The sequence below is a fragment of the Rhodococcus sp. JVH1 genome, from assembly GCF_000280725.2.
GTDB lineage: Bacteria > Actinomycetota > Actinomycetes > Mycobacteriales > Mycobacteriaceae > Rhodococcus_F > Rhodococcus_F jostii_A.
In genome coordinates this window covers 5,677,246-5,701,982 of the sequence record NZ_CP166289.1, presented here as the reverse complement: position 1 = coordinate 5,701,982, position 24,737 = coordinate 5,677,246, and the positions used below count along the sequence as shown (strand labels likewise).

23 protein-coding genes, 1 pseudogene and 2 riboswitches are annotated in these 24,737 nt (G+C 67.8%); of the genes and pseudogenes, 8 read left to right on the top strand and 16 right to left on the bottom strand.

Features of this window, described 5'->3' with window-relative positions:
* Window positions 1–14: 14 nt before the first annotated feature.
* The gene (locus JVH1_RS26385; RefSeq protein ID WP_009474846.1) at window positions 15–377 is read right to left on the bottom strand and encodes a GNAT family N-acetyltransferase; all 363 of its coding nucleotides are present in this window, start codon (window positions 375–377) and stop codon (window positions 15–17) included.
* Window positions 378–478: 101 nt separating this feature from the next.
* The gene (locus JVH1_RS26380; protein WP_009474847.1) at window positions 479–865 is read right to left on the bottom strand and encodes a GNAT family N-acetyltransferase; all 387 of its coding nucleotides are present in this window, start codon (window positions 863–865) and stop codon (window positions 479–481) included.
* A 131-nt stretch (window positions 866–996) separates the two neighbouring features.
* A riboswitch (TPP riboswitch) is annotated at window positions 997–1,104 on the top strand.
* On the opposite strand from JVH1_RS26380, the gene thiC reads away from it, so the two are divergent.
* Both thiC and thiD read left to right on the top strand, forming a co-directional pair.
* Entirely contained in the window at window positions 1,097–2,743 is a 1,647-nt protein-coding gene (thiC, locus tag JVH1_RS26375; RefSeq protein WP_009474848.1) for a phosphomethylpyrimidine synthase ThiC, read from the top strand. Its footprint overlaps the riboswitch before it by 8 nt.
* Before the next feature lie 10 nt (window positions 2,744–2,753).
* Window positions 2,754–3,599: a bifunctional hydroxymethylpyrimidine kinase/phosphomethylpyrimidine kinase gene (gene thiD, locus JVH1_RS26370; protein ID WP_009474849.1), complete on the top strand. Its 846-nt coding sequence runs from the start codon at window positions 2,754–2,756 to the stop codon at window positions 3,597–3,599.
* Window positions 3,600–3,631: 32 nt separating this feature from the next.
* Here thiD and JVH1_RS26365 read toward each other — a convergent pair whose 3' ends face one another.
* The 7 genes from JVH1_RS26365 to thiO form a co-directional block, all read right to left on the bottom strand.
* Complete coding sequence (locus JVH1_RS26365; RefSeq protein WP_009474850.1) at window positions 3,632–4,486, bottom strand: adenylate/guanylate cyclase domain-containing protein; 855 nt, start codon at window positions 4,484–4,486, stop codon at window positions 3,632–3,634.
* A gap of 52 nt (window positions 4,487–4,538) precedes the next feature.
* Entirely contained in the window at window positions 4,539–5,993 is a 1,455-nt protein-coding gene (locus JVH1_RS26360; RefSeq protein ID WP_043778845.1) for a M20/M25/M40 family metallo-hydrolase, read from the bottom strand.
* Window positions 5,994–6,138: 145 nt separating this feature from the next.
* Entirely contained in the window at window positions 6,139–6,933 is a 795-nt protein-coding gene (locus JVH1_RS26355; protein WP_009474852.1) for an ABC transporter permease, read from the bottom strand.
* Window positions 6,933–7,874, bottom strand: a complete 942-nt coding sequence (locus JVH1_RS26350) for an ABC transporter ATP-binding protein (protein WP_011594987.1) — start codon at window positions 7,872–7,874, stop codon at window positions 6,933–6,935. The genes JVH1_RS26355 and JVH1_RS26350 overlap by 1 nt, the downstream gene beginning before the upstream one ends.
* 113 nt (window positions 7,875–7,987) lie before the next feature.
* Window positions 7,988–8,719, bottom strand: coding sequence for a thiazole synthase (locus JVH1_RS26345; RefSeq protein ID WP_051033671.1), 732 nt, complete (start codon window positions 8,717–8,719; stop codon window positions 7,988–7,990).
* Between the two features lie 28 nt (window positions 8,720–8,747).
* Window positions 8,748–8,972: a sulfur carrier protein ThiS gene (thiS, locus tag JVH1_RS26340; RefSeq protein WP_005251712.1), complete on the bottom strand. Its 225-nt coding sequence runs from the start codon at window positions 8,970–8,972 to the stop codon at window positions 8,748–8,750.
* Between the two features lie 2 nt (window positions 8,973–8,974).
* Window positions 8,975–10,042, bottom strand: a complete 1,068-nt coding sequence (thiO, locus tag JVH1_RS26335) for a glycine oxidase ThiO (RefSeq protein WP_009474855.1) — start codon at window positions 10,040–10,042, stop codon at window positions 8,975–8,977.
* Window positions 10,039–10,153: riboswitch (TPP riboswitch) on the bottom strand. (Overlaps the previous gene by 4 nt.)
* A 24-nt stretch (window positions 10,154–10,177) precedes the next feature.
* On the opposite strand from thiO, the gene thiE reads away from it, so the two are divergent.
* Window positions 10,178–10,876 (top strand): thiamine phosphate synthase, encoded by a 699-nt coding sequence (gene thiE / locus JVH1_RS26330; protein ID WP_005264846.1) that lies wholly within the window; start codon window positions 10,178–10,180, stop codon window positions 10,874–10,876.
* On the opposite strand, the gene JVH1_RS26325 is transcribed toward thiE, so the two are convergent.
* Window positions 10,877–11,635, bottom strand: coding sequence for an NUDIX hydrolase (locus tag JVH1_RS26325; RefSeq protein WP_009474857.1), 759 nt, complete (start codon window positions 11,633–11,635; stop codon window positions 10,877–10,879). It abuts the gene before it with no gap.
* Window positions 11,636–11,759: 124 nt separating this feature from the next.
* Between JVH1_RS26325 and JVH1_RS26320 the strand changes: the two genes are divergently transcribed.
* From JVH1_RS26320 to JVH1_RS26310, 3 genes are read left to right on the top strand one after another with little or no spacing between them, the layout of a single operon-like run.
* On the top strand, window positions 11,760–13,142 hold the full coding sequence (locus JVH1_RS26320) for a hypothetical protein (protein WP_043778848.1): 1,383 nt from the start codon (window positions 11,760–11,762) through the stop codon (window positions 13,140–13,142).
* The gene (locus tag JVH1_RS26315) at window positions 13,139–14,119 is read left to right on the top strand and encodes a glutamate ABC transporter substrate-binding protein (RefSeq protein ID WP_009474860.1); all 981 of its coding nucleotides are present in this window, start codon (window positions 13,139–13,141) and stop codon (window positions 14,117–14,119) included. Before JVH1_RS26320 ends, JVH1_RS26315 begins: the two co-directional genes overlap by 4 nt.
* A gap of 8 nt (window positions 14,120–14,127) precedes the next feature.
* A complete protein-coding gene (locus JVH1_RS26310; RefSeq protein WP_009474861.1) occupies window positions 14,128–16,449 on the top strand; it encodes a serine/threonine-protein kinase in 2,322 nt (773 codons plus the stop codon).
* A gap of 3 nt (window positions 16,450–16,452) precedes the next feature.
* Here the strand turns inward: JVH1_RS26310 and JVH1_RS26305 are convergent, their stop codons facing one another.
* The 3 genes and pseudogenes from JVH1_RS26305 to JVH1_RS26295 form a co-directional block, all read right to left on the bottom strand.
* On the bottom strand, window positions 16,453–17,646 hold the full coding sequence (locus tag JVH1_RS26305) for an acetate kinase (protein WP_009474862.1): 1,194 nt from the start codon (window positions 17,644–17,646) through the stop codon (window positions 16,453–16,455).
* Window positions 17,643–19,763: a phosphate acetyltransferase gene (pta, locus tag JVH1_RS26300; RefSeq protein WP_009474863.1), complete on the bottom strand. Its 2,121-nt coding sequence runs from the start codon at window positions 19,761–19,763 to the stop codon at window positions 17,643–17,645. Before pta ends, JVH1_RS26305 begins: the two co-directional genes overlap by 4 nt.
* Before the next feature lie 71 nt (window positions 19,764–19,834).
* Window positions 19,835–20,914, bottom strand: a pseudogene (locus tag JVH1_RS26295) (HNH endonuclease).
* Between the two features lie 202 nt (window positions 20,915–21,116).
* On the opposite strand from JVH1_RS26295, the gene JVH1_RS26290 reads away from it, so the two are divergent.
* Complete coding sequence (locus tag JVH1_RS26290) at window positions 21,117–21,740, top strand: CatB-related O-acetyltransferase (protein ID WP_063720687.1); 624 nt, start codon at window positions 21,117–21,119, stop codon at window positions 21,738–21,740.
* 1 nt (window position 21,741) lies between these two features.
* Here JVH1_RS26290 and JVH1_RS26285 read toward each other — a convergent pair whose 3' ends face one another.
* Window positions 21,742–22,008 (bottom strand): hypothetical protein, encoded by a 267-nt coding sequence (locus JVH1_RS26285; protein WP_009474867.1) that lies wholly within the window; start codon window positions 22,006–22,008, stop codon window positions 21,742–21,744.
* A 253-nt stretch (window positions 22,009–22,261) separates the two neighbouring features.
* Between JVH1_RS26285 and JVH1_RS26280 the strand changes: the two genes are divergently transcribed.
* Window positions 22,262–23,176 (top strand): diiron oxygenase, encoded by a 915-nt coding sequence (locus JVH1_RS26280; RefSeq protein ID WP_009474868.1) that lies wholly within the window; start codon window positions 22,262–22,264, stop codon window positions 23,174–23,176.
* A 69-nt stretch (window positions 23,177–23,245) separates the two neighbouring features.
* Here the strand turns inward: JVH1_RS26280 and fgd are convergent, their stop codons facing one another.
* Window positions 23,246–24,253 carry a glucose-6-phosphate dehydrogenase (coenzyme-F420) gene (gene fgd, locus JVH1_RS26275; protein ID WP_009474869.1) on the bottom strand — a complete coding sequence of 336 codons (1,008 nt, stop codon included), beginning with the start codon at window positions 24,251–24,253 and terminating at the stop codon, window positions 23,246–23,248.
* Window positions 24,254–24,308: 55 nt separating this feature from the next.
* Complete coding sequence (locus JVH1_RS26270) at window positions 24,309–24,650, bottom strand: YidH family protein (protein ID WP_005264833.1); 342 nt, start codon at window positions 24,648–24,650, stop codon at window positions 24,309–24,311.
* Between the last annotated feature and the right edge of the window lie 87 nt (window positions 24,651–24,737).

Here is a 24,737-nt window from a genome sequence, read left to right as displayed (position 1 = left end):
TCTCGCAAGTAGGGCTACTCGGCCACCAGAACGTCGAGATGCTCTGGATTCAGCGCCAGGTAGCGCTGGACATACGTGCAGATGGGACGCACTTTCCAGCCACGCCGACGCGCCGAGCCGAGCGCCTCGCCCACGAGGACCGCAGCCAGCCCGCGTCCACCGAACTCTTCCTTGACGACCGTGTGCATGAACGCGACCACCTCGCCCGGCTTCGCGGTGAATCCGGGAATGTCGTCCTCGTCCCGGTAGCCGAGGATGCCGATCAACTCGTCCCCCAGCCACAGATCGAATCGTTCATGGGCAGGGTTGTCGAGCACGCGAGCATCAGCGGCCGTGATGTTCCCCGACGACTCGGAACTGTTCGAAATGTGATCCATGCCACTCATCGAATCAGTAAGGCGGCATCCTCGCGAGCGGAATCGCCGCTCCCGGAACCGTTTCGTTGCCGACGGGTGCTCGATTCGTGCCCCGACCGTCGTCAGCCCTCCACCGGGACGACGAGGTCGCGGTACTCGGGGTGCGCCGAAACGAAGCGCTGCACGTACGTGCACACGGGCCGGACCTTCCAGCCGTACCCGCGGGCGAGGTCGAGGGAGCGACCCACCATGAGGGCGGCGAGTCCGCGGTGGCCGAAGTCCTCCACGATCACGGTGTGCATGAACGAGACCACCGGCGCCTGCCGCCCCCGACTCTTCGGGCCCGGCGGTCGGGCCGCCACCACGCCCACGCCGGCACCGGCGCCGGGCGGGGCGTCCGCGAGGTCGAAATACCCGAGGATGCCAACCAGGTCACCACTCAGGCGTAGCTCGAATCGGTTCTGATCGGCGTTGTCGATCACGTCCACAACCTGCGCGTCCGTCAGCATGGCTATCTCCTGGGGGTGTGTCGTAATCGAAATGTGATGTTCATCACCCTTTATACCGATGCCGGGAACCGCTGTCCAAGTTTCACCCGAATGATTGCTCACAGAGATCTCGGTTACAGTTTGTGTGACAACTACACATCCACGGGGGCTCGCACCAGCGGGCTGAGAGGACGGCTAGGGCCGTCGACCGTCGAACCTGTCCGGGTAATGCCGGCGTAGGGAGCATCATCGATGAGCACAAACGTATCTACAGCCACGTCCGTCACCACGGGACCGATCGAGGGCAGCACCAAGCAGTACCTGCTGTCGGCCGACGACGTCCGGGTGCCGGTCCGGCGCGTCCACCTCACCAACGGTGAGCACCTCGACGTGTACGACACGTCGGGTCCGTACACCGACGCGGACGCCACGATCGACCTGGAAGCGGGACTGCCGCATCTGCGCGCACCGTGGATCGCCGACCGGGAGGGCACCCAGCTCGACGCCGCCCGCGCCGGCGTCGTCACCCCCGAGATGCAGTATTGCGCTGCACGCGAGGGTGTTTCACCCGAGACGGTGCGCACCGAGGTCGCGGCGGGGCGCGCCGTGATCCCGGCCAACCGCTGCCATCCCGAACTCGAGCCGATGATCATCGGCAAGGCGTTCGCGGTGAAGATCAACGCGAACATCGGCAACAGCGCGGTCACGTCGTCGATCGCGGAAGAGGTCGAGAAGATGGTGTGGGCGACGCGGTGGGGCGCAGACACCATCATGGACCTGTCCACCGGAAAGAACATCCACGAGACCCGGGAATGGATCCTGCGCAATTCGCCCGTGCCCGTGGGAACCGTGCCGATCTACCAGGCGCTCGAGAAGGTCGGCGGCGACCCGACCGCGCTCACCTGGGAGATCTACCGCGACACCGTGATCGAACAGTGCGAGCAGGGCGTCGACTACATGACGGTCCACGCCGGTGTACTGCTTCGTTACATCCCGCTGACCGCACGCCGGGTCACCGGCATCGTCTCCCGCGGTGGGTCGATCATGGCCGCCTGGTGTCTGGCCCATCACCGGGAATCGTTCCTGTACAACCACTTCGACGAACTGTGTGAGATCCTCCACCGCTACGACGTCACGTTCTCGCTCGGTGACGGCCTGCGCCCCGGCTCCATCGCGGACGCCAACGACGAAGCCCAGTTCGCGGAACTGCGCACCCTCGGCGAGCTCACGCGGATCGCGAAATCCCATGGGGTGCAGGTGATGATCGAAGGTCCCGGGCACGTCCCGATGCACAAGATCGTGGAGAACGTGCGCCTCGAGGAGGAGTTGTGCGAGGAGGCGCCGTTTTACACGCTCGGGCCGCTCGCCACCGACATCGCGCCGGCGTACGACCACATCACGTCCGCGATCGGCGCGGCGATGATCGCGCAGGCCGGCACCGCGATGCTCTGCTACGTGACCCCCAAGGAACACCTGGGACTGCCGAATCGGGACGACGTCAAGACCGGGGTCATCACGTACAAGATCGCGGCGCACGCCGCGGACCTCGCGAAGCAGCATCCGCGGGCGCAGGAGCGGGACGACGCGCTGTCGAAGGCGCGGTTCGAATTCCGCTGGCACGACCAGTTCGCGCTGTCCCTCGACCCGGATACCGCGCGGGAGTTCCACGACGAGACGCTGCCCGCCGAGCCGGCGAAGACGGCCCACTTCTGCTCGATGTGCGGCCCGAAGTTCTGTTCGATGCGGATCTCCGCCGACGTGCGCGAGTACGCACAACAACATGGACTCGATTCGGTAGAAGCCATCGAGGCGGGCATGGCCGAGAAGTCGAGCGAGTTCGTCGACGCAGGTGGTCGCGTGTATCTGCCCGTCGAATCCGTCACCTCAGAGAATCGGTAAGGTCCCCTTCGTGAAGCTGCTGCCCCTGACCCCCGACGGCCAGACCCCCGTCCGAGTCCTCACCATCGCCGGCACCGATTCCGGCGGTGGCGCCGGGATCCAGGCCGACTCGCGGACGATGGCGCTGTGCGGCGTCCACGCATGTGTCGCGGTCGCCGCGGTGACGGTGCAGAACTCGGTGGGCGTCAGTGGTTTCCACGAGATTCCGCCGGAGACGGTGGCCGCGCAGGTGCGGTGCGTCGTCGACGACATCGGGGTCGGGGCAGCGAAGACGGGCATGCTGGCGTCGACGGCCATCATCGAGGCCGTCGCCGCCGTGTGCACGGAGGTCGGGATCGGCCGCGACCAACCGGTCCCGCTGGTCGTGGACCCGGTGTGCGCGTCGATGCACGGAGATCCACTCCTGCATGCCGAGGCACTGGACGCCGTGCGGAACACGCTGATCCCGATCGCCACAGTGGTCACCCCGAACCTCGACGAGATCCGGTTGATCACCGGCATCGAGGTGGTGGACGACGTGACCGCGCGCCGGGCAGCCGAAGCGCTGCACGCGCTCGGAGCGCAGTGGTCGATTGTGAAGGGCGGGCATCTCCGGACGTCGGCGTCGAGCACCGATCTGCTGTTCGACGGTGACAGGTTCCTCGAGTTCAGCAGTCCCCGCATCGACACCGGCAACGACCACGGCGGCGGCGACACCCTCGCTGCCGCCATCGCGAGCGCTCTCGCCCACGGGTGGTCCGTGCCCGACGCGGTGGCGTTCGGCAAGGAATGGGTCACCAAGTGCCTGGAGGCGTCGTACGACCTGGGCGCCGGTCACGGCCCCGTCTCTCCCCTGTGGCGACTTCGTCACTCGTGAGTACTTCTTGACGTCCGGCGGTTGAGAAGTACTCACGGGCGGCGGAGCCGCAACCGCCAGATACCGAGGTCGGAGGGCACCCCGCTGGGCGCGGGGGCGAAGAAGGCGCGTCGCCACGGCTTGACGCCGACACCCAGTTCGTCGAGGGTGCCCGGCTGCAGACTCGACAGCGTGGCTGACGACGCCATCACGTTGCCGTCGCCGCCCAGTCCCATCATGCGTGCCGCGATCGTCACGTCCACGCCGAGCCAGTCGCTGCCGATCTGCCGAGGCACACCGGTGTGGATGCCGACGCGCATGCGGGGGCGGTAGCCGTCCACCTCCACCTCCGCGAGCGCTTCCTGTGCGGCGAAGACGGCGTCGATCGCGCGGTCCGGGCTGGGGAAGACGGCCATCACGCCGTCCCCCAGGCGTTTCACCACGTGTCCTCCGCGGTCGACGATGGGGATCTCGACGGCTCGGGCGACGTCGCGCAGCAAGGCGAGGGTGGCGCTGTCACCGGCGGGCAGCGACCAACTGGAGAAGCCGACCAGGTCGGTGAACACGATGGTCACTTCCTGCGTTCCCCGACCGCGTCCGGTGCGCTCGAGCAGCGCTTGCCACACTTGCAGCGCGCCGAGGCTCATCTCGCGGGACGCGCCGGGCTGGTGGTCGAGGAAGCGATCCGCCACGCGGGCGATGGCCCGTGCGCTCCCGGGTCCCGCCGTGGACAGCGGGTCGCCGAACGCGGGATCACCGGGCAGCGCGCGACGAAACCTGCGCAGCCCCTCGATCAGCTGCGGCTGCCGGTTGATCGATCCCACCCAGCCCAGAACCTTGTCGCCTCGTTTCGGTGTCTGCGCAGCGTCGAGTTCGGCACTGTTCTCTTCGGCCGGGTCGTCGCTCACGGGAGTAAGGGTAACCCAGCGTCACATGCACAAACTCGTGACGAATCGGACATCACTCCGCGGCCCGCGCCTTCTCCCGGTCCGCGCCGATGGGGACACCGTTCGGTCCGGCGAGGGACTCCGCGTACACCCCGACGGCATACGCGACCGCGGCGGCATTCTTGGCGAGCGCGGCCCGGTTCACGTTCTCGAGGGTGTCGGTCGCGCTGTGGTAGTTCTCGTCGTACACCACATCCGGGGTGCCGCCCCACTTCTGTGCCTGCTCGGGGGTCTTCGTCTCGTCGGCGCCGCTGAACACGCCGCCCGAGGGGATGCCGTGCTCGATGAACGGACCGTAGTCGGATCGGCCGTCGAAGTCCGTGCCGTCCGCGGCGACCCCGTTACCCTGAAGGAATTCGGTGAACGTGCGCTCGATGCCCGCGGAACCCTCCGGTCCGGGCCCCTCACCGACGTTGTCGGAGTTGTCGCCGTCGTACGCCAGATAGCCGGCGTTCTCGGAACCGAGCATGTCGAAGTTCAGGTACAGCGCGATGTCGTTCCGCTGGTCCTCGCTGAGGCTGTTCACGTAGGCCTCCGAACCGAGCAGACCCAATTCCTCGGCCCCCCAGAACGCGAAGCGCACCGCGTTGTCGACGTCGGGCGAACCGCCGAGCTGCACCGCCGTTTCGAGGGTCGCGGCGACGCCGGTGCCGTTGTCGTTGATGCCGGGACCGTCCGGGACGCTGTCCAGGTGGGCGCCGACCATCACGACGTTCTCCACCGAGCCGGTCTTCGTCTGGGCGATGACGTTGCGAGCGGTACTCGACTCGGTGGTGGTGTCGAGGGTGAGGGTGACGTCACCCCCGGCCTGCTCGAGTGCCGCGCCGTCCGCCTTGCTCACTCCGCCGGTGGGCACCTTGCCCATATCCGGGTCGCCGAGGGTTCCGCCGCTCATCGGTCCGTCCTCGTTGTTGACGACGATCACGCCCGCGGCGCCGCGCTCGGACGCGAACTGCTGCTTGGCCGCGAACGGGCACACCCCTCGGTTGACGAGGACGATCGCCCCGGTCACGTCGAGGCCGTCGTAATCGGTGACCTCGCATCCCGGACTCTCGTCCTTGGGGGCGGGTACCAGGCGGGCGGTGATCCCCTCCGGACCGGTGGACGGCGAATACGCCAGCGCACGCACCTCGACGTCGCGGTCGCCGGACCTGAGCGCCTCCGTCCGGACGTCGAAGTTGTGGAACTCGAATTCGGGGGTCTCGACGTCGAAGCCCTTGTCTTCCAGCACCTGTGCGACGTAATCGACGCTGGCGGCGTAGCCGGAGGTTCCGGCCGCGCGGTTGCCGTTGTTGTTCTCGGCGATCGTCTGCAGTTGCTCCAGGTGCGCCACCACACCGCCCTCGGTGACCGAGGCCGCGAGAGCGCTCGCGTCGACCGGCGGCGAATCGGGTTCGCTCGTCGACGAGCATCCGGCCACGATCATCGCACCGGCCACTCCGACTGTGAAGGCTCCCCGTAGTCGCATGTCGGGAGCCTAACGCAGAAGCACCGGTGGGCCGGCGCGAATGGATTTCGCACCGGCCCACAGGCTCCCGCCCCACCGTCACCCTCAGCCAGGTCTCCCGACGATCACCTGGCGGAGGAGCGGGGCGAAAGTACTGTATCGGGTGTCAGGCGTCGCGCTTGTTGACGACCACCAGGCCGGCCCCGAAGATCACGAAGACGAACACCGCGAAGTACACCAGGCTGCCCCACGGGCCCCAGTGGAATTCGACCCCCTGCGGCGCCCCCAGGAAGTTGTTGGCGTTGAGGAACGGCAGGAAGGGCATGATCTTCTCGCCGAACGAGCCGAACAGGTTGAACAGGCTCTCGATCAGCAGCGGCCACAGCAGGAGCAGGGCGATCGCACCGGCCGACTGACGCAGCAGCGTGCCGACACCGACGGCGAGAACCACACACAGGAACGCGTAGATCGGGACGCCGTAGATCGACCGCCACGCGTCGTCACCCGACAAGGTGAGCGCCGCTCCGGCCTCGTCACCCGCGGTCGCCTTCGCGATGGCATACGCGCCGAACGTGAGCACGAACGTCAGCACGGCGCCGAACGCGCCGATCAGACCTGCCTTCGCAATGAGGACGGACGCCCGGTTCGGGATGGCCTGGAACGTGGTGCGGATGACGCCGAACCGGTATTCGCTGGTCACGGCGAGCGCCGCGAGGATCATCAGAACCAGCACGCCGAATCCGGAGACCCCGCCGACCGCGTCCGACATCTGCGGCAGGAACGGATCGAAATCCGGTTGCTTACCGTCGGCGATCTGGTTGTTGAAGGAGTTGATGCTCGCCTTCGCGCTCAGCCCGATGACCGCGGCGAGGCCGAGGCCCAGCACGATGATGACGACCGTGCACCACCACGGCGACCTCGTCGACGTGATCTTGATCCGTTCGGCATTGAGAACAGCCATTACAGTGCACCCCTCATCACATCTTCGACGCCCTCTGCGTGGTACTGCACGTCGTCTCCGGTCAACTTCATGAAGGCGTCCTCCAGCGATCCGCGCTGAGATGCCAACTCGTGCAGGACGATGCCCTGCGAACCGGCGATCCCGCCGACGACGTCCGTCGACGAATCCACCACGACGAGCGCCTGCTGCCCGTCGGATCCGTCCTCACGCACGGTGAGCCCGTTGGACGTGAGCGCGCTACGCAGCGCGTCCAGCTGTGGGCTCCGCACGCGCACCGTCGATTCCGACGACTTGCTGACGAACTCGGACACCGTGGTGTCGGCAATCAGCCGCCCCCGGCCGATGACCACCAGATGTTCGGCGGTGAGCGCCATCTCGGACAGCAGGTGACTCGACACCAGCACGGTGCGTCCCTCCGCCGCGAGGCGCTGCATGAACTTCCGGATCCAGACGATGCCCTCCGGGTCGAGCCCGTTCACCGGCTCGTCGAACAGCAGCACCTTCGGGTCGCCGAGGAGCGTGGCGGCCAGGCCCAGTCGCTGGGACATGCCCAGCGAGAACCCGCCAGCCTTCTTCCCGGCCACCTCGGTGAGCCCGACGAGGTGCAGCACCTCGTCGACCCGGCTCTTCGGCAACGAGTTGGACGCCGCCATCCACTGCAGGTGGGCGCGGGCCGAGCGGTTGGGGTGCACCCATTTCGCGTCGAGCAGCGCCCCCACCGTCCGCAGCGGCTGCACCAGGTCGCTGTACGGTTTGCCGTCGATCAACGCGCTGCCCGCCGTGGGGCGGTCCAGCCCGAGGATCATGCGCATGGTCGTCGATTTGCCTGCACCGTTCGGGCCGAGGAAGCCGGTGACCATACCCGGCTTCACGTTGAACGTCAGGTTGTCCACCGCCTTCGTCGCACCGAAGGTCTTCGAAAGTCCCCTCACTTCAATCATGGTGAGAAGGATGCCCGAACCTGCGGCCGTCGCGCATCGGCCGCAGGTCTACACCCGACTCGTCCCCTGGTACCGGTCGGACCCTGAGCGAGACCCCGACGCGACCCCGAGAACTACGACGACGCCTGAGCCCAGAACCGCTTGGGAATGCGGCCTGCGTGACGTGCCTCGTAGCCCGCCACCACGGCCCCGCGCATCGCCGACGCCATGAGTGCCGGGTCCTTCGCCCTGGTCACAGCAGTGGCCAGCAGTACGGCGTCGCAGCCGAGTTCCATCGCGAGGGTCGCGTCGCTGGCGGTCCCGATGCCGGCGTCGAGGATGACGGGGACCCCTGCACCGTCCACGATCATCTCGATGTTGTGCGGGTTCGCGATACCGAGCCCGGTGCCGATCGGCGAACCCAGCGGCATCACGGCCACGCAGCCGACGTCCTCGAGCCTGCGGGCCAGCACCGGGTCGTCGGTGGTGTACGGCAGGACGACGAAACCGTCGTCGACCAGTTGCTCTGCAGCGCTGACCAACTCGATGGCGTCGGGCATCAGGGTGCGTTCGTCGGCGATGACTTCGAGCTTCACCCAGTCGGTCTCGAGCGCCTCACGGGCGAGTTGCGCCGTCAGCACCGCCTCGGCCGCACCGCGACACCCGGCGGTGTTGGGCAGCGGCGCGATGTCGAGCCGGCGCAGCAGGTCCAGCACACCGGTGCCGCCTGCGGCGTCGACGCGGCGCATCGCGACCGTGGTCAGCTCGGTGCCGGACGCGACGAGCGCCTCTTCGAGCACCGTGAGGTTGGCTGCGCCGCCGGTGCCCATGATCAACCGTGAACCGAACGTGCGGCCCGCGATCATGAGGCCCTTCTGCACGCCGGGCGTCGCGTCAGCCACCCTGCACCGCCGTGAGGATCTCGATCTCCCAGCCCCGGACCACGAGCTCGTCCCACCGGGCGCGCGGGAACACGGCGCCGTTGACTGCCACCGCGATGCCCTTGGTGGGCAGGTTCAGCACCTCCAGCAGCCCGGTGACGGTCAACGGTTCCGTGAACTCGTGGTCCTCGCCGTTGACGCTGATGCCGATCGGCACCACTACTTGCTGCTCACTCATCTCTACCTCGCTACTTTCTCGAAACGTTCGGGGTCGGCGGCTTTCGCCTCGACCAGTGCCGAGCCCTCCAACAATGCCACCGTCGCGTCGGCGGTCACCGGGGTGAGCAGGATGCCGTTACGGCCGTGTCCCGTCGCCACCACGACCCGATCGGACACCCGGCCGATCAGCGGCAGGTTGTCCGGAGTCATCGGACGCAGACCCGCCGAGGTCTCGCGCAGTTCGTACTCGCCGATGGCGGGCATCAGCGCTTCGGCATCGGCGATCAGGTCTCGCACGCCGGCCACCGTGACCTGCGTGTCGTTGCCCGACTCGTACTGGGTGGCACCGACGACGATGCCGTCGGCCCGCGGCACCAGGTAGGCGGGCCTGCCGTGCACACTGCCGCGGATGGTGCGGCCCGGCGCGGGGGTCACCCCGGGACGCGAGCGCAACCGCAGGATCTCGCCCTTCACCGGGCGAACCGGAAGCCCGGGCCACAGGGCCGGCGACGCGATGCCCGCGGTGACGACGATCTGGTCGGTGCCCAGCCGGTCGAGGCTGTGCACGGCCTCCCCGATCAGCTCCACTCCGGCGTCGACCGCGCACCGTTGCAACGCCTGCAACAACAGCCTGTTGTCCACGGCCAGTTCGTCGACGGCCAAGAGTCCCAACCTGACTCCGCGCCCCAGCATCGGCTCGAGCGCGCGGACTTCCGCACGGCTCAGGATCTGCAGTTCCCGCCCCTGGGCACCCACCCATTCGGCGATGGTCCGCAGGTCCTCCGCGTCGGCGCCGTCCAGCGCGACGGTGAGCGAACTCTGCGACGTGAACAGCTCGACGCCGGCCCCGGCCTCGAGTTCCTTCCCGAATTCGGGCCACCGGTCGAGCGACGCGCTTCCCAGTTCGAGGACGCTCTCCTCGCCGGGCCAGCCCTCGGACAACGGGGCGAGCATGCCGCCCGCCACCCAGGACGCTCCCGAACCGATCGACGGGTCGTACAGCCGTACCGACCAGCCGTTGCGGGCTGCTCGCCACGCAATGGACAGGCCGATCACTCCGCCTCCGACGACGGATACCGATCTCGCCATTGAACTCCACCTCACTTCCTGCGCCGGCATGATCCGGGTCAGGTATGACGGTCGGGCTCGGCGTGAGCCCCTCTCAGCCCCACGTTCCCCGGGACTCCCGTGTTGCACTTTCACCGTAGAGGCTACCGTCATGCCGTGACCACCTCGCATCACAGCAACCTCACGGACCGTCGGCGCCGCCTCGGAACAGCACGTTTGTACCTGTGCACCGATGCTCGGCGCGAGAAGGGCGACCTGGCGCAGTTCGCCGAGGCCGCGCTGTCCGGCGGCGTCGACATCATCCAGCTCCGCGACAAGGGCTCGGCCGGAGAGAAGAAGTTCGGCACGATGGACGCCCGGGACGAACTGGCGGCATTGTCGGTGCTCGCGGCCGCGGCCAGGCGGCACGGAGCGCTGCTCGCGGTCAACGACCGCGCCGACATGGCGCTGGCGGCCGGGGCCGACGTGCTGCACCTCGGCCAGGGCGACCTGCCCGTCCCGTACGCACGGACCGTGGTGGGTTCCGACGTCCTGATCGGCCGCTCCACCCACAGTCGCGCGCAGGCCAGTCTCGCGGCGATCGAGGACGGCGTCGACTACTTCTGCACCGGACCGGTGTGGGCCACCCCCACCAAGCCGGGGCGGACCGCGTCGGGCATCGATCTGGTGCGATCGACCGCCGACTCGGAGCCGAACCGCCCGTGGTTCGCGATCGGCGGCATCGACGAGTCCCGCGTTCCGGAGATCCTCGCCGCGGGGGCCTCCCGCATCGTCGTCGTGCGGGCCATCACCGAGGCCCGCGACCCGCAGGCCGCCGCGCGCTCGCTGTCCGCCCTGTTGCAGCAGAACGCGTAGTTACGGCTGGTCCAGCCAGTCCAGCACCGTGGCGGGCGGCAGGACGACGACGGTGGCCGGCAACTGTTCGATCAGGTCGGGGTCGGTGGTGACGACGGCCGTCACCGTTCCCAGGGTGGTGCCGTGGCCGGCCGGTTCGGCGCTGCGGCCGACCGCGTCCAGGGCTTCGAGCACCTCGACGCGCGGCAACCACCCGTAGGTGCCGTCGGGCAGGTGCACCGTGCGGGGCAGGGCCTTCGACAACTGCGCCAGCGCGCCGCGTTCGCCCAGTACGTCGTGCCGGTCGAGCAGCAAACGCACCTCCGTGGTGCGCAGCTGCGGCCACCCCGCTTCGAATCCCGGGTGCAGCGGCAGCCCGTCCACGTCGGTTTCCCGCACCCAGCGCAGTTCGGTGCTCTCGCCGTTCGCGACGGTGGGCAGCGGGCGCTCGGCGTCGGCGATCACCGTGGTGTAACTCCAGCCGCTCGCGGCCTTCATCGTGACGACCTCGGTGCGGACGCGGATGGCCGCGCTCTCGATGCCGGCTTCCTCGTGCGCTTCGCGTACCGCGGCGTGGGTGGTGGTCTCGTGGCTGTCCCGGGCACCGCCGGGCAACGCCCACGTGCCGCCCTGGTGACTCCAGGCCGCACGGTGCTGTAGCAGCACGGCCGGCGTCTCGTCCGGGAGCGGCGCACGCAGCAACAACCCGGCCGCACCGTGCTTGCCCCAATGACGACTGCCGTCCGGCCCGGTTGTCCAGCCGTCACCGTCACCACGCATCGACTACCCCTGTCCGACCTGATGGGTCTCCCTGCAGTTCCCTCACACTAACGGTTTCTTCCGGAACTGCCCGTCGGCAGTCGTGAACCGACCGCTGCTTATATGCTCCCCACAAGGTGCGGCCATGACACGGGAGGGGTGCGAGGTGGTTCTGCGTGAGGCACCGTCGATCGAACCCCACGGCAGCCGCGCATTGTCTGCCGCCGCGGACGACGACGTCGACCCCGCGGTGGCGCGCCGCAAGGAACTGCGCGCGTTCCTGGCATCGACTCCCGCCAAGCTCACCGCCCTCGGCGCCCTCCTGATTCTGCTCACACTCACGGCCGGGTTGGTGGCCGCCTCGACGGCGAACAGCAGGGAAGCCACCCTCGACAGTGTCCTCGCGGAGACCGAACCGCTGTCGTTCTCGGCGCAGAACCTCTACAGCGCCCTGTCCGTGGCGGACGCCGCGGCCACGACGGCGTTCATCTCCGGCGGTCTCGAACCTCCCGAACTCCGCGACACCTACGCGCAGGCGATCGGCACCGCCTCCGCCGACCTCGTGTACGCGTCGGGCGGTCTCGCGGCGAGCGACGTGGACAGCCGCCGACTGCTCGCCTCCATCTCCAGCGACCTCAGCGTCTACGCCGGTCTCGTCGAGACCGCACGGGCCAACAATCGCACCGGCCATCCCGTCGGCGCGGCCTACCTCAGCGAGGCGTCCACGCTGATGCAGACGAGCATGCTGCCGATGGCGCAGCAGTTGCACGCCCAGCAGGAAGCCGCCGTCGCGGACACGCAACGGGACTACTCTCGCCCACCCTGGCTGGCGCTGATCCTGATCCTCGTCGCACTCGTCGCGCTGCTCGTCGCCCAGATAGTCATCGCGAGACTCAGTCGGCGCACGTTCAATCTCGGGCTGATCGTGGCGTCGTCGTGCACGGCGATCCTCCTGGTGTGGATGCTGGTCGCCGGTCTGGTCTCCTCCGTCGACACCAAGCGGGCACTGACCGAGGGCGCCCGCCCGATGCACGAGTTGACCGCCGCCCGCATCCTCGCCCAGCAGGCCCGCACCGAGGAGACCCTCAAACTGGTCCGCCGCGACTCGAACGGCGACTACGACGCCGTCTTCGAGGACAAGTCCGGTCAGCTCGACACCCTGCTGTCGAGCTACCCCCACGACGGCGACCGCGCGGTCGGCCACGACGAGGTGGCGCGGGCGCAGGAGGCGTGGACGCTCTGGTCCTCGGCGCACGACCGCATGAACGAAATCCTCGCCGAGGGCGACTTCGCCTCGGCGGCAACGGTCGCCATCGGACCGGGACCGTCGGATTCCGCGGCGCAGTTCACCGCCGTCGACGACGCGCTCACCGACGGAATCGGCACCGCCCGCGACCGTCTGCGGTCGCATGTCGAATCCGCGGCCCGCGTGCTGACCGCGCTCGGTTCCGGTGCCCTCGTCCTGACGCTCATCGCGTTCGGCGGAATTATCATCGGGTTGTGGCCTCGGTTGCGGGAATACCAGTGAGGGGGCGCCGGATCGCGCTGGTGCTGGTGGCGGCCACGTTGCTGATCGGCGGGTGCGCCGAGTCGAGTCCGGCGCACGTCGGATCGCCGAGCGTGTCGTACACCGAGCCCCCGCTACCCGCGGCCGCGACGCCGGCGCCCGAGACGAGCACTGCGCCGCCGACCCCGGAGAAGGACTGCGGCGATCCCACCGCGAGCCTGCGCCCGTTCCCCGACACCGACGCCGCACCGCCGATGCCGACGGTCGACGCCATCCGCGCGCGTGGGCGTCTGGTCGTCGGCCTCGACACGGGCAGCAATCTGATGAGTTTCCGCGATCCGGCGACCGGGGCCGTCCAGGGCTTCGACGTCGACATCGCCCGGGAGATCGCACGGGACCTGTTCGGCGATCCCGACCGGCTGGAGTACCGCATCCTCACGTCGGCGAATCGCGAGAAGGCACTTCAGGAGTCGATGGTCGACATCGTGGCCAAGACGATGACCATCACCTGCGACCGGAAGGAACGGGTGGCGTTCTCCTCCGAGTACTTCGAGGCACAGCAGCGGGTTCTCGTCGTGAAGGGCTCCCCGATCCGCAGCGCCGCCGACCTGGACGGGAAGCGGGTCTGCGTCGTCCGCGGCACGACGTCGCTGACACGGCTGCAGCAGGTGGCGCCCACCGCGGACATCCTGACGGTCCCCATGTGGTCGGATTGCCTGGTGGTCCTGCAACAACGGCAGGTCGATGCGGTGAGCACCGACGACACCATCCTCGCCGGCCTGGCATCCCAGGACCCGTATCTCGAGATCGTCGGAGACAGCATGGGCGCCGAGCCGTACGGCGTCGGCATCACCAAGGCGAACGAGGACCTGGTGCGGTTCGTCAACGGCACGCTCGAACGGATCCGCCGCGACGGTACCTGGACCAGGATGTACGACCACTGGCTGTCGATGCTGGGGCCGTCCCCCGCCCCGCCGTCCGCCGTGTACCAGGACTGAGGGGACGCATGCCGCAACATTCGAAGAACCCGGAGTCCACCGACCCGGACATCGCCACCCAGGCCGCCGTCCGGGAGCCGGAGGAGGAGGCCACGCAGGCCGCGGTCCGGGAAGAACGGGACGAGGGTCCGGCCACCCAGGCGACGCCGACGTCCCGGCCGTCCGGCGCGTCCGGCACCGGCCGCTCGACGCGCTCACCGCGCACCCGGTCCGGGCAGCGCCTGCGTCTCGGCGGCGGTCTCGTCGAGGTTCCCGTCGTGAAGACGCTCGACCCGGCGTCCGCCGTGATGACCGACCCGAAAGTCCCCGAGAGCAAGCGCTTCTGCTGGAAATGCAACAAACCGGTCGGCCGCACCAGTGCCACGTCCGAGGGCTCCGAGTTCGGTCTGTGCCCCTCGTGCGGAGCCACGTACGACTTCCGGCCGCTTCTCGGCCCGAACGAGTTGATCGGCGGCCAGTACGAGGTGCAGGGCTGCATCGCGCACGGCGGCCTCGGCTGGATCTACCTGGCCATCGATCGCAACGTCAGCGACCGGTGGGTGGTTCTCAAGGGCCTGTTGCACTTCGGCGACGCCGAGGCTCAGGCCGTGGCGGTCGCCGAACGCCAGTTCCTCGCCGAGGTGGCTCACCCGAGCATCGTGAAGATCTTCAACTTCGTGGAGCATCCCCGATCGGACGGGACCCCGATGGGGTACATCGTCATGGAGTACGTGGGCGGTCACTCGCTGCGGGACGTGCTGTCGACGCACGAGAAGCCCGAGCGCATGCCGGTCGAGCAGGCCATCGCCTACGTGCTCGAAATCCTTCCCGCACTGGCGTATCTGCACTCCACCGGCCTGGTGTACAACGACCTCAAACCGGACAACGTGATGGTCACTGAGGACGCCCTCAAATTGATCGACCTCGGGGCCGTCGCGGGCATCGAGGACTACGGCTACCTGTACGGCACGCCCGGGTTTCAGGCGCCGGAGATCGTCAAGACGGGCCCGACCGTGGCGTCCGACATCTATACGGTGGGGCGCACACTCGCCGTCCTGACGCTCGACATGCCGTCCGACAAGGGCCGGTACCTCGACGGGATCCCGTCCCCCGAGCAGGCGCCGCTCCTCGCGGAATACGAGTTCTTCCACCGACTCCTGTTGCGCGCAACCGACCCCGATCCGAGCCGGCGTTTCGCGTCCGCCGAGGAGATGGCGGGTCAGCTCACGGCGGTACTGCGGGAAGTGCTCGCGCAGCAGACCGGTGAGGAGCATCCCGGACTGTCGACCGTGTTCAGCAAGCAGAGAACGACGTTCGGCACGAACGAGGCCGTCGAGCAGACCGACGTGTACGTCGACGGCGTCGAACGGGACGAGAATCTCGATCCGCACTCCGTGGCGCAGGCGTTGGCGGTGCCCCTGATCGACCCGACCGATCCCAACGCCCCACTCCTGGCCGCCGCGGTGCACAGCGAACCGCAGCAGACACTGGAGTCCATTCGGCACGCGCGCGAGAACGGTATCGAACGAGTTGTCGGCGACCTGGACGTGTCGTTCTCCCGGGAACTCACACTCGCCGAGATCAAGGCGCACCTCGATCTCGGTGATGCCGCCACCGCCACCGAACTCCTCCGCGCCGTGGAGGGCGATATGGGCGGGAACTGGCGCGTCGACTGGTACGCCGGACTCGCGACGCTCATCGACGGCGAATACGAGACGGCGTTCTCCCGCTTCGAATCCGTGCTGAAGGCGATGCCCGGGGAGACGGCTCCCAAGCTTGCTCTGGCCGCCACCGCCGAACTGATTCTGCAGCACTGGGAGAGTTCCGATCCCCATCAGTGGCGGACGTTCGCCGAGAAATACTACCGGACGGTGTGGCGGACCGACCACAGCATGGTGAGTGCGGCATTCGGGCTGGCGCGGCAACTCACCCAACGCGGCGACCTACCCGGCGCCATCGCCGCCCTCGATCAGGTTCCCGCGACCTCCCGGCACTTCACCATGGCCCGGATGACGAGTGTGCTGATGCTGTTGTCCGGCAAGCCGATCGAGGAGATCGACGAAGCGGCCCTCCGGGAGGCCGCACTCCGTGTCGCCGCGCTCGCACCCGAGGAGAGCCGGGCACTGCAGATGCGCACGCTCGTCTTGGGCACCGCACTGGACTGGATGCTTGCCGGTCACACGTCGGCGACGGAACGCGAACAGATCCTCGGTGTGCCGTTCACCGAACGGGGCCTCCGCAAGGGCGCCGAGGCAGGCCTGCGGGCGCTGGCCCGCAACGCCCCCGAGCGCACTCACCGGTACACGCTGGTGGATCTCGCCAACGCCATCCGGCCCAAGAGCCTGCTGTAACGCTCAGGCCCCGATCAGGTCCGCCGCAGCACGGGCGATCGCGAACTCCTCGTTGGTGGGCACGACCAGCACCTCCACGTCGGACTCGTCCGCCGAGATACGTCGTGCGTCCCGGGAATCCGCGCGGTTGCGGTCGTCGTCGACGACGATGCCGAGGCGCCCCAGCCCGGCCAGGCTGTCGCGGCGGACGTCGACATTGTTCTCGCCGACTCCCCCGGTGAACGTGATGACGTCGACGCCGCCCAGTTCCACCAGGTAGGCGCCGATGTACTTGCGAAGTCGGTGCACGTACACGTCGTACGCCAACGCCGCGGCCTCGTCGCCCTCGCCGACGAGCGTCAGGAGCGCCCGGAAGTCGTTGACCCCCGACAGGCCTTTGAGTCCGGAGTGCCGGTTCAGGAGGTCGTCGATCTGATCGACACCCATCCCGCTGCGGTGCAGGTGCAGGATGACACCGGGATCGACGTCCCCGGACCGCGTGCCCATGACGAGCCCCTCGAGCGGGGTCAGGCCCATGCTCGTGTCGACGGCTCGTCCCCCGCGGATCGCGGACGCCGAGGCACCGTTCCCCAGGTGCAACACGATCTGGTTCAGCTCGGACAGGTCCCTGTCGAGGAACTCGGCCGCCCGCCCCGACACGTACTGGTGCGACGTGCCGTGGAAGCCGTACCGCCGGATGGAGTGCTCCTTCGCGACCTGCCGGTCGATCGCATACGTCGACGCCTCCGCGGGCAGGGTGTGGAAGAACGCGGTGTCGAACACCGCGACGTGCGGGATGTCCGGCAGCTCCTCCCGCGCCACCTCGATCCCGATCACATTCGCCGGATTGTGCAGTGGGGCAAGGTTCGAGAGTTCCGAAATGGACTGCACCACCGCGTCGTCGATGATCGTGGGTTCGAAGAACACGTCGCCGCCGTGGACGATGCGATGACCGACCGCGACGATCCCCGCCTCCCTCAGCGGTCGGCCCACCTCGGCGACGATGTCCGACACCATCTTCAGCCCGGCCCGGTGGTCGGCGATGTGAACGTGACGCTCCGCCAATCCGGTGCGGTGGTGATAGACGATGCGCCCCTCGGGCTCCCCGATCCTCTCGACGAGACCGGACGCCGAGGCCTTACCGGTGTCCGGGTGGATCAGCTGGAACTTGATCGACGACGAACCGGAATTGACTACCAGTACGGACCCCTCGGTCACTGCTCTGCTCCCTGCGCCTGGATCGCGGTGATGGCCACGGTGTTCACGATGTCCTCGACCAGCGCCCCTCGCGACAGGTCGTTGACGGGCTTGTTGAGGCCCTGCAACACCGGACCGACGGCGATGGCGCCGGCACTGCGCTGCACGGCCTTGTACGTGTTGTTCCCGGTGTTGAGGTCGGGAAAAATGAAGACCGTCGCCTTCCCGGCCACCGCCGAATCGGGCATCTTCTTGTCGGCCACACTCTGCTCGATGGCGGCGTCGTACTGGATGGGGCCCTCCACCAACAGGTCCGGGCGACGCTCGCGGACGAGTTTCGTCGCGGAGCGCACCTTGTCGACGTCCGCGCCGCTCCCGGAGTCGCCGGTCGAGTACGACAGCATCGCGATCCGCGGATCGATGCCGAACTGAGCCGCCGTCTGCGCCGACGAGATCGCGATGTCGGCCAACTGTTCGGCGGTGGGGTCGGGCACCACCGCGCAGTCCCCGTACGCGAGTACCCGATCGGACAGGCACATCAGGAACACGCTCGACACCGTGGACACCCCCGGTTGCGTCTTGATGATCTCGAACGACGGCCGGATGGTGTGCGCCGTGGTGTGCGCGGCACCGGAGACCATGCCGTCCGCGATTCCCAAGTGCACCATCATGGTTCCGAAGTACGAGATGTCGGCCATCACCTCGCGGGCCCGCTCCACGGTCATGCCCTTGTGGGCGCGGAGCCGTGCGTACTCCTCGGCGAACGGCCCGGCGTGGTCGGACGTCCGGGGGTCGAGAACCTGTGCGTCACCGAGGTCGACGCCGAGTTCCGCCGCGCGGCGCCGCACCTGCACCTCGTCGCCGAGAATGGTCAGCGCCGCCACCTGCCGCTGCAACAGTCTCCCCGCCGCGCGGAGGATGCGGTCGTCGTCGCCTTCCGGCAGCACGATGTGCTTGCGGTCGCGGCGGGCACGGTCGATCAGCTGGTATTCGAACATCTGCGGAGTCACCACCGAGGGGATCGGCAACTTCAAGCGCTCCAGCAGTGTGGGTGCGTCCACCCGCAGTTCCATGACGCTCAGGGCGGTGTCGATCTTGCGCTGCGAACCGACTGCCACCCGGCCACGGGTCTGCGCGGCCGCACTGGCCGTGTCGAACGTGCCCAGTCCGGTGGTGAGGATCGGCAACCGCGGCTTCAGGCCGGCCATCAGCTTCGCGATCGCCGGGTGCGGCATCAGGCCGCCGTTCATGATGATGCCCGCCAGCGACGGGAAACCTTCGGCTTCATGCGCATTCACCATCGCCAGCAGCACGTCGGAACGGTCGGCAGGGGCGATCACCACCGTGCCCTCGGTCAACCGTTCGAGAATGTGCTCCGCCGTCATTCCGCCCACCATCACCCGCAGCGCCTCGCGGTGGAGAAGCTCGGGGTCGCCGCTGAACAGGCTGCCGTCGATCGCCTCGAGGAGTTCGGCCATGGTCGGCGCGACCAGCAGCGGGATCTCGGGCAGGCTCCACGCGGGCACACCGGTGGACGCCAACGCGGCGGTGACCGCATCGAGCTCATCCGGGTCGCAGCGGTTCGCGACCACAGCGAGCGGATGGGCGTGGTGAGAAGTCAGTTCACCGATCGCGAGCTGGGCGAGTTGCGCGACCTCCTCGGGGGTGCGCCGCGCTCCCTTCACTGCGAGCAGCACCGGTGCGCCCAGGTTGGCGGCGATCCTCGCGTTGTAACCGAGTTCGCTCGGGCTCGCCACGTCGGTGTAATCGCTGCCGATCACCACGACGGCGTCGCACTGCGCCGCCACCTGGTGATACCGGGCGACGATCTCGCTGAGCGCCCCGTCGGGATCGGCGTGGACATGCTCGTACGTGACCCCGAGGGCCTCCTCGTAGCCGACGTCGGCCGTCGTGTGTTCGAGGAGCAACTCGAGGATGTAGTCGGTTTCCTGCGTCGATCGGGCGATGGGACGGAAGACGCCCACCCTCGCCGCCGACGCACAGAGCATCTGCAGGACACCCAGCGCGATGGTGGACTTGCCGGTGTCCCCCTCCGGTGAGGCGATGTAGACGCTCGACGGCTGGGAACGGGCGGGCGGATTCACGGGTGAGGGTGTCGCTGGCGCAGCCATGGCCATAGCGTATCCGGCCACCGCCGCCCGTCGATTGACACCGCACCCGCCGGGCGGTCAGATGACCTATGGCCGAATCACACTTCCCGACGTCCGGTGGGGCAGCGCGAACAGCGTCCTCCGCGAGCGGGGTTGTGTACGGGGCGGGCGGACCATCCGTCGCCTTCCTTCGCATAGTTGCAGGCCTCGCAGAGCCCGGACCCGTTGTCCGCCGTCGTGGCACCGGATTCTCGGTGTGAGCGGATGTGGTCGTGATGCCGGATCGGCGCATCAGCTGTCGCAGGCTCTTCGGGAACGTGCGGGATTGTGATTCCGTCGCCGTCAACGCCCCCGACTGAGGGCACGCGTACACCCGCCGCAATGCTGTCTCGGTGTCACTGTCGACGGCGTCGGCCACCAGCTGCCGCGCGATCCCGGCCGGCACCGGCCCGAACCCCTGCAACTGCGCGGCCTCGTGCCCGCCCGCCAGCAGAGTCTCGTCCGAGAGCACCAGATTCACCGCCACCGGAACCCCCGACGCCACCGCCCGCCCGGTGCCGCAGTCGAACAACAAGTCCACCATCAGCTGATTGCGGGTACGGCCACCGCTGTTCCCGGTCGCAATGAGACTGTCTGCATCCCGACCCAGCGTGGCCTGCAAACACACCGCCTGCTCCACCGGCATCAGCACGCTCAGGTAGGCCATCGAGTCCGGCGCCGGCCCTGTCGTCACCCGACGCTCCGACACCGTCGAGAGTGGCCGGGTCCGAGCACAACCGGCGGTCCACGATCGCCCGATCCGTCGCCGACCGACATGCAGCCTCCCGCACCAGCAGGGTGGCTCGCCATTCGTTCAACCGGCCCGACCGCAACATCGCCAGGGTGTGCGGCATCTCGTGCACCAGCGCCTACGCGAACCCCACATGCCGGCCCCCGCGGTACGGGGATTCTCTGCGCGCCAACGCAATCTGCGAGGCGATGCCGCGGTCCCACTCCACCCGTGGCACCCCAGCAGCCCTGCGATCTGCACGGATAGACGTGACGACGCCGTCGGTGATCACCGCCTGCGCCGCGCACCCGACCGATTTCAACGCCTCGATCGCGTCGAGCCACTCGATCCCCAACCCCGCGTCACCGTCGACGGAAACCCTCCGCAGCCGCGCCGTGAATACACGCAACTCCTCCAGATCCGGCGCCACCAACCTCCCCCAAGGCCATTCGAAACTTTGTTCGACTCTAGCAACAGCTCGTGAACAATGGAGGTAGCCGCACGCCGCAAAAGTGCGTGCAGCCCAGCGCCGTACGGCGCTATACAAGAGATCGCGCGCCCCGCGCTGAGGAATGGAGAAGTAGTTGCCCACGAATGCCGCACCGGATCCGATGACCCTGCACCCAGTTTCGGGTCAGCCTCGGGTGGTCCTGCTCAAACCGCTGATCGAGAACCCGCTGATCGAGGTCGGGAAGTACAGCTACTACGACGACCCCGAGTTCGCGGAGGAGTTCGAAACACGCAATGTCCTGCACCATTACGGGCCGGAGCGGCTGATCATCGGCAAGTTCTGCGCATTCGCGACCGGGACGACGTTCATCATGAACGGCGCGAATCATCGCATGAGCGTGGTCTCGACCTTCCCGTTTCCGATCATGGGAGGGTCGTGGGCCCAGCATTCCGATCTGCTCGCCGATCTACCGTCGCGCGGCGACACCGTCGTCGGTAGCGACGTGTGGATCGGAGGCAATGCGACGATCATGCCCGGGGTGCGTATCGGGCACGGCGCGATTGTGTCGACCGGTTCGGTGGTGACGCGGGACGTGCCGGACTATGCGGTCGTGGGCGGGAATCCGGCCGTCCACATCAAAGACCGCTACTCGGAATCCGAGATCGCCGCGCTGGTCCGGATCGCGTGGTGGGACTGGCCGATTTCCGTCGTCACCGATCATGTGCGAACCATCGCCGCAGGCACCGTCGAGCAACTTCAGGATGTCAGCGACGGACTCGGCTGAATCAGCCGCGCGCCGCCTGCGGTGCGTCGGCGTCGGGGTCGAGTTCGCCGTCGTCGGCGAACACGAGGCGTCCGTCGTCGAGAGCGACGGCCCAGCGGTGCACGGGCGCCCAATCACGTCCGAGGAGTCCCTCCGACTGGGACAGGTCCGCGAAATCTTCGATCACGACACCGGGCGAGGGAGCGTCGGAGTCGCGGCGGACCCAAACGCGAGCGCCGACGACGACGTCGGGGCTGTAGGGCTGGGCGGCACTCTTCTGATCAGACATGGGTTCATTCCGCTTTCTGCAGGGTGATGCCAGGGCAAGGGATCATCCGGGCCCGCTGCCGAGAACTCACTACAGACGATCGGCAAATTTTGAGCAAGCCTTGTGTCGGAGTTGTGGGGATCATCACCGAGATCTTGACGTCCGAAGAACTACCGTGATTTGTCTACCCTTTGTACACCAGAGGCATTGACGTAAAGAACTTTCTTCGACATGATTAGGTGTAACTGCTAGACACACTGACATGGAGGATTTCATGGCACGCTCGACGCTCGCTATCCGCAATCCGAAGATCACGGATCGCCAGGACACCGGCGACCGGCTCCTCCAGTCCTCCGCCCGCAGGTCGTACGACCCGACGGTCGAGGTCGACTGGGACGCGCCCGTCCCCGACGACCTGTACGGCCTCACGCCCGAGTGGTCCTCGCTGTACGGCACGCCGATGTGGGACGAGATGACGTTCGAGCAGCAGATCACGCTGACGAAGCACGAGGTGTCCTCGATCATGGGCACCGGAATCTGGTTCGAGATGATCCTCCAGCAGATGGTCATCCGGGACATGTACGCCAAGGACGCGTCGCAGGCCCATTTCCAGTTCGCACTGACCGAGGTAGCCGACGAGTGCAGGCACTCGGTGATGTTCGCTCGCACCGCCGAGAAGTTCGGTTGCCCCTCCTACGTTCCCCGCAAGTCGGTAGTGACGCTGGGTCGCGGGTTCAAGGCGCTCGCCTCGGGGGAGGTCGCATACGCCGGCATTCTCGTCGCCGAGGAGATCCTCGACGTCATGCAGCGCGACTGGATGAAGGACACACGCGTCCAGCCGATCGTCCGCGTCACCAGCAAGATTCACGTGGTCGAAGAAGCCCGGCACATGCGCTTCGCCCGGGAGGAGACACTGCGACGAGCCCAGGGTATGAGCAAGGCGCACCGTGCGGCGAGTCGCGCCTGCATCGCGATCGCGTCGAATCTGATCGTCTCCAGCATGATCAATCCCGCCGTCTACGCGGCGGCCGGACTGGACACCGAACGCGCGCTGCGTGAGGCGAAGAACAACCGGTTCCGGGCGGACAAGATCCGTGAGAGTTCGCAGCCGCTCATGCGGTTCCTGGACGACGCTGATCTGCTGGGCGGTCCTTCCCGGCACCTCTACAAGCGCGTGAACATGCTCTGAGGCCCTTCGGGCCCGTGCGTGGTTGAAGAGTCCCTGCACTCGTCAACCACGCACGGGCGGCGAAGCCGCCTACCCCCGCAGCCGCGGCGCGAGGTCCCGCTCGAAGAGTTCCAGGAACCGCTTCTGATCGTGGCCGGGAGCATGGAACACGAGGTGGTTCAACCCGGCATCGAGATACGGGCGGATCTGCGCCACCGCCTCATCCGGATCCGACGCCACGATCCACCGCTTCGCCACCTGCTCGATCGGCAACGCATCCGCCGCCCTCTCCATCTCGATCGGATCGTCGATCGAGTGCTTCTGCTCCGGCGTCAACGACAACGGCGCCCAGAACCGCGTGTTCTCCAGCGCCAACTCCGGATCCGTGTCGTACGAAATCTTGATCTCGATCATCTTGTCGATCTCCGCCACATCACGGCCGGCCTTCGCCGCCCCCTCCGCGACCGCAGGCACCAACTTCTCCGTGTACAACTCCATGCCCTTACCGGACGTGCAGATGAACCCGTCACCGCTCCGACCGGCGTACCGGGCCACCACCGGACCACCGGCCGCGATGTACACCGGAATCCCACCGTCGGGCACATCGTAGATCGACGCCCCCCTCGTGGTGAAGTACTCACCCTCGAAATCGACCCGATCACCGAGCCACAGCTCACGCATCAACCGGACCGCCTCCCGCAGCCGCGCGAACCGCTCCTTGAACTCCGGCCACTCCCCCGCAAAACCCGTCGCGATCTCGTTGAGCGCCTCACCGGTACCCACCCCGAGCATGATCCGCCCCGGATACAGACACCCCATCGTCGCGAACGCCTGCGCCACCACCGCCGGGTTGTACCGGAACGTCGGCGTCATCACCGACGTCCCCAGCTGAAGCCGCTCCGTGCGCTCCCCGACCGCCGTCATCCACGCCAACGAGAACGGCGCATGACCGCCCTCGTGCCGCCACGGCTGGAAATGATCCGACACCGTCGCCGAATCCATACCGTGCGCCTCCGCCAGAACACCCAGCTCCACCAACTCCCGCGGACCGAACTGCTCCGCGGACGCCTTGTAACCGAGCTTGAGTTCGTGGGCCACCGTGTACTCCTTCGTCTTCACGTCCGGTTCGCGAGATGCAAACCTCTTCTGCAGGTTAGAGCGCGGCCACCAGGCTGGCGAGCGCCGCTCCCAGTGCCACCACCGTCAGTGTCACCGCGAACAGCCACAACTCGTGGGGCGGCGGCATCGGTGCGCCGTCACGCAGGGCCTTCTCGACCTGCGACCACCGCCGCATGCCGACGAGGGCGGCTGCCGCGGCGAGACCGATCAGGATCAGGCCGAGGGTCGTCCGCACCCACCCGGTGCTGAATTCGGGGACCAGGTGGATCATCGCGATGCCACCGGCCAGGAGCGCGAGCGAACTCCGCATCCAGGCGAGGAACGTCCGCTCGCTTGCGAGGGTGAAACGCTCGTCGGGCCGGTCGTTGTCGGTCACCGAATCATCTTTACACCGGTTCACGGGAACCGCACCAAGCAGGTGCCCCGCAGTCCTAGATTGGAAGGGCAGGCCACAGCCAGGGGG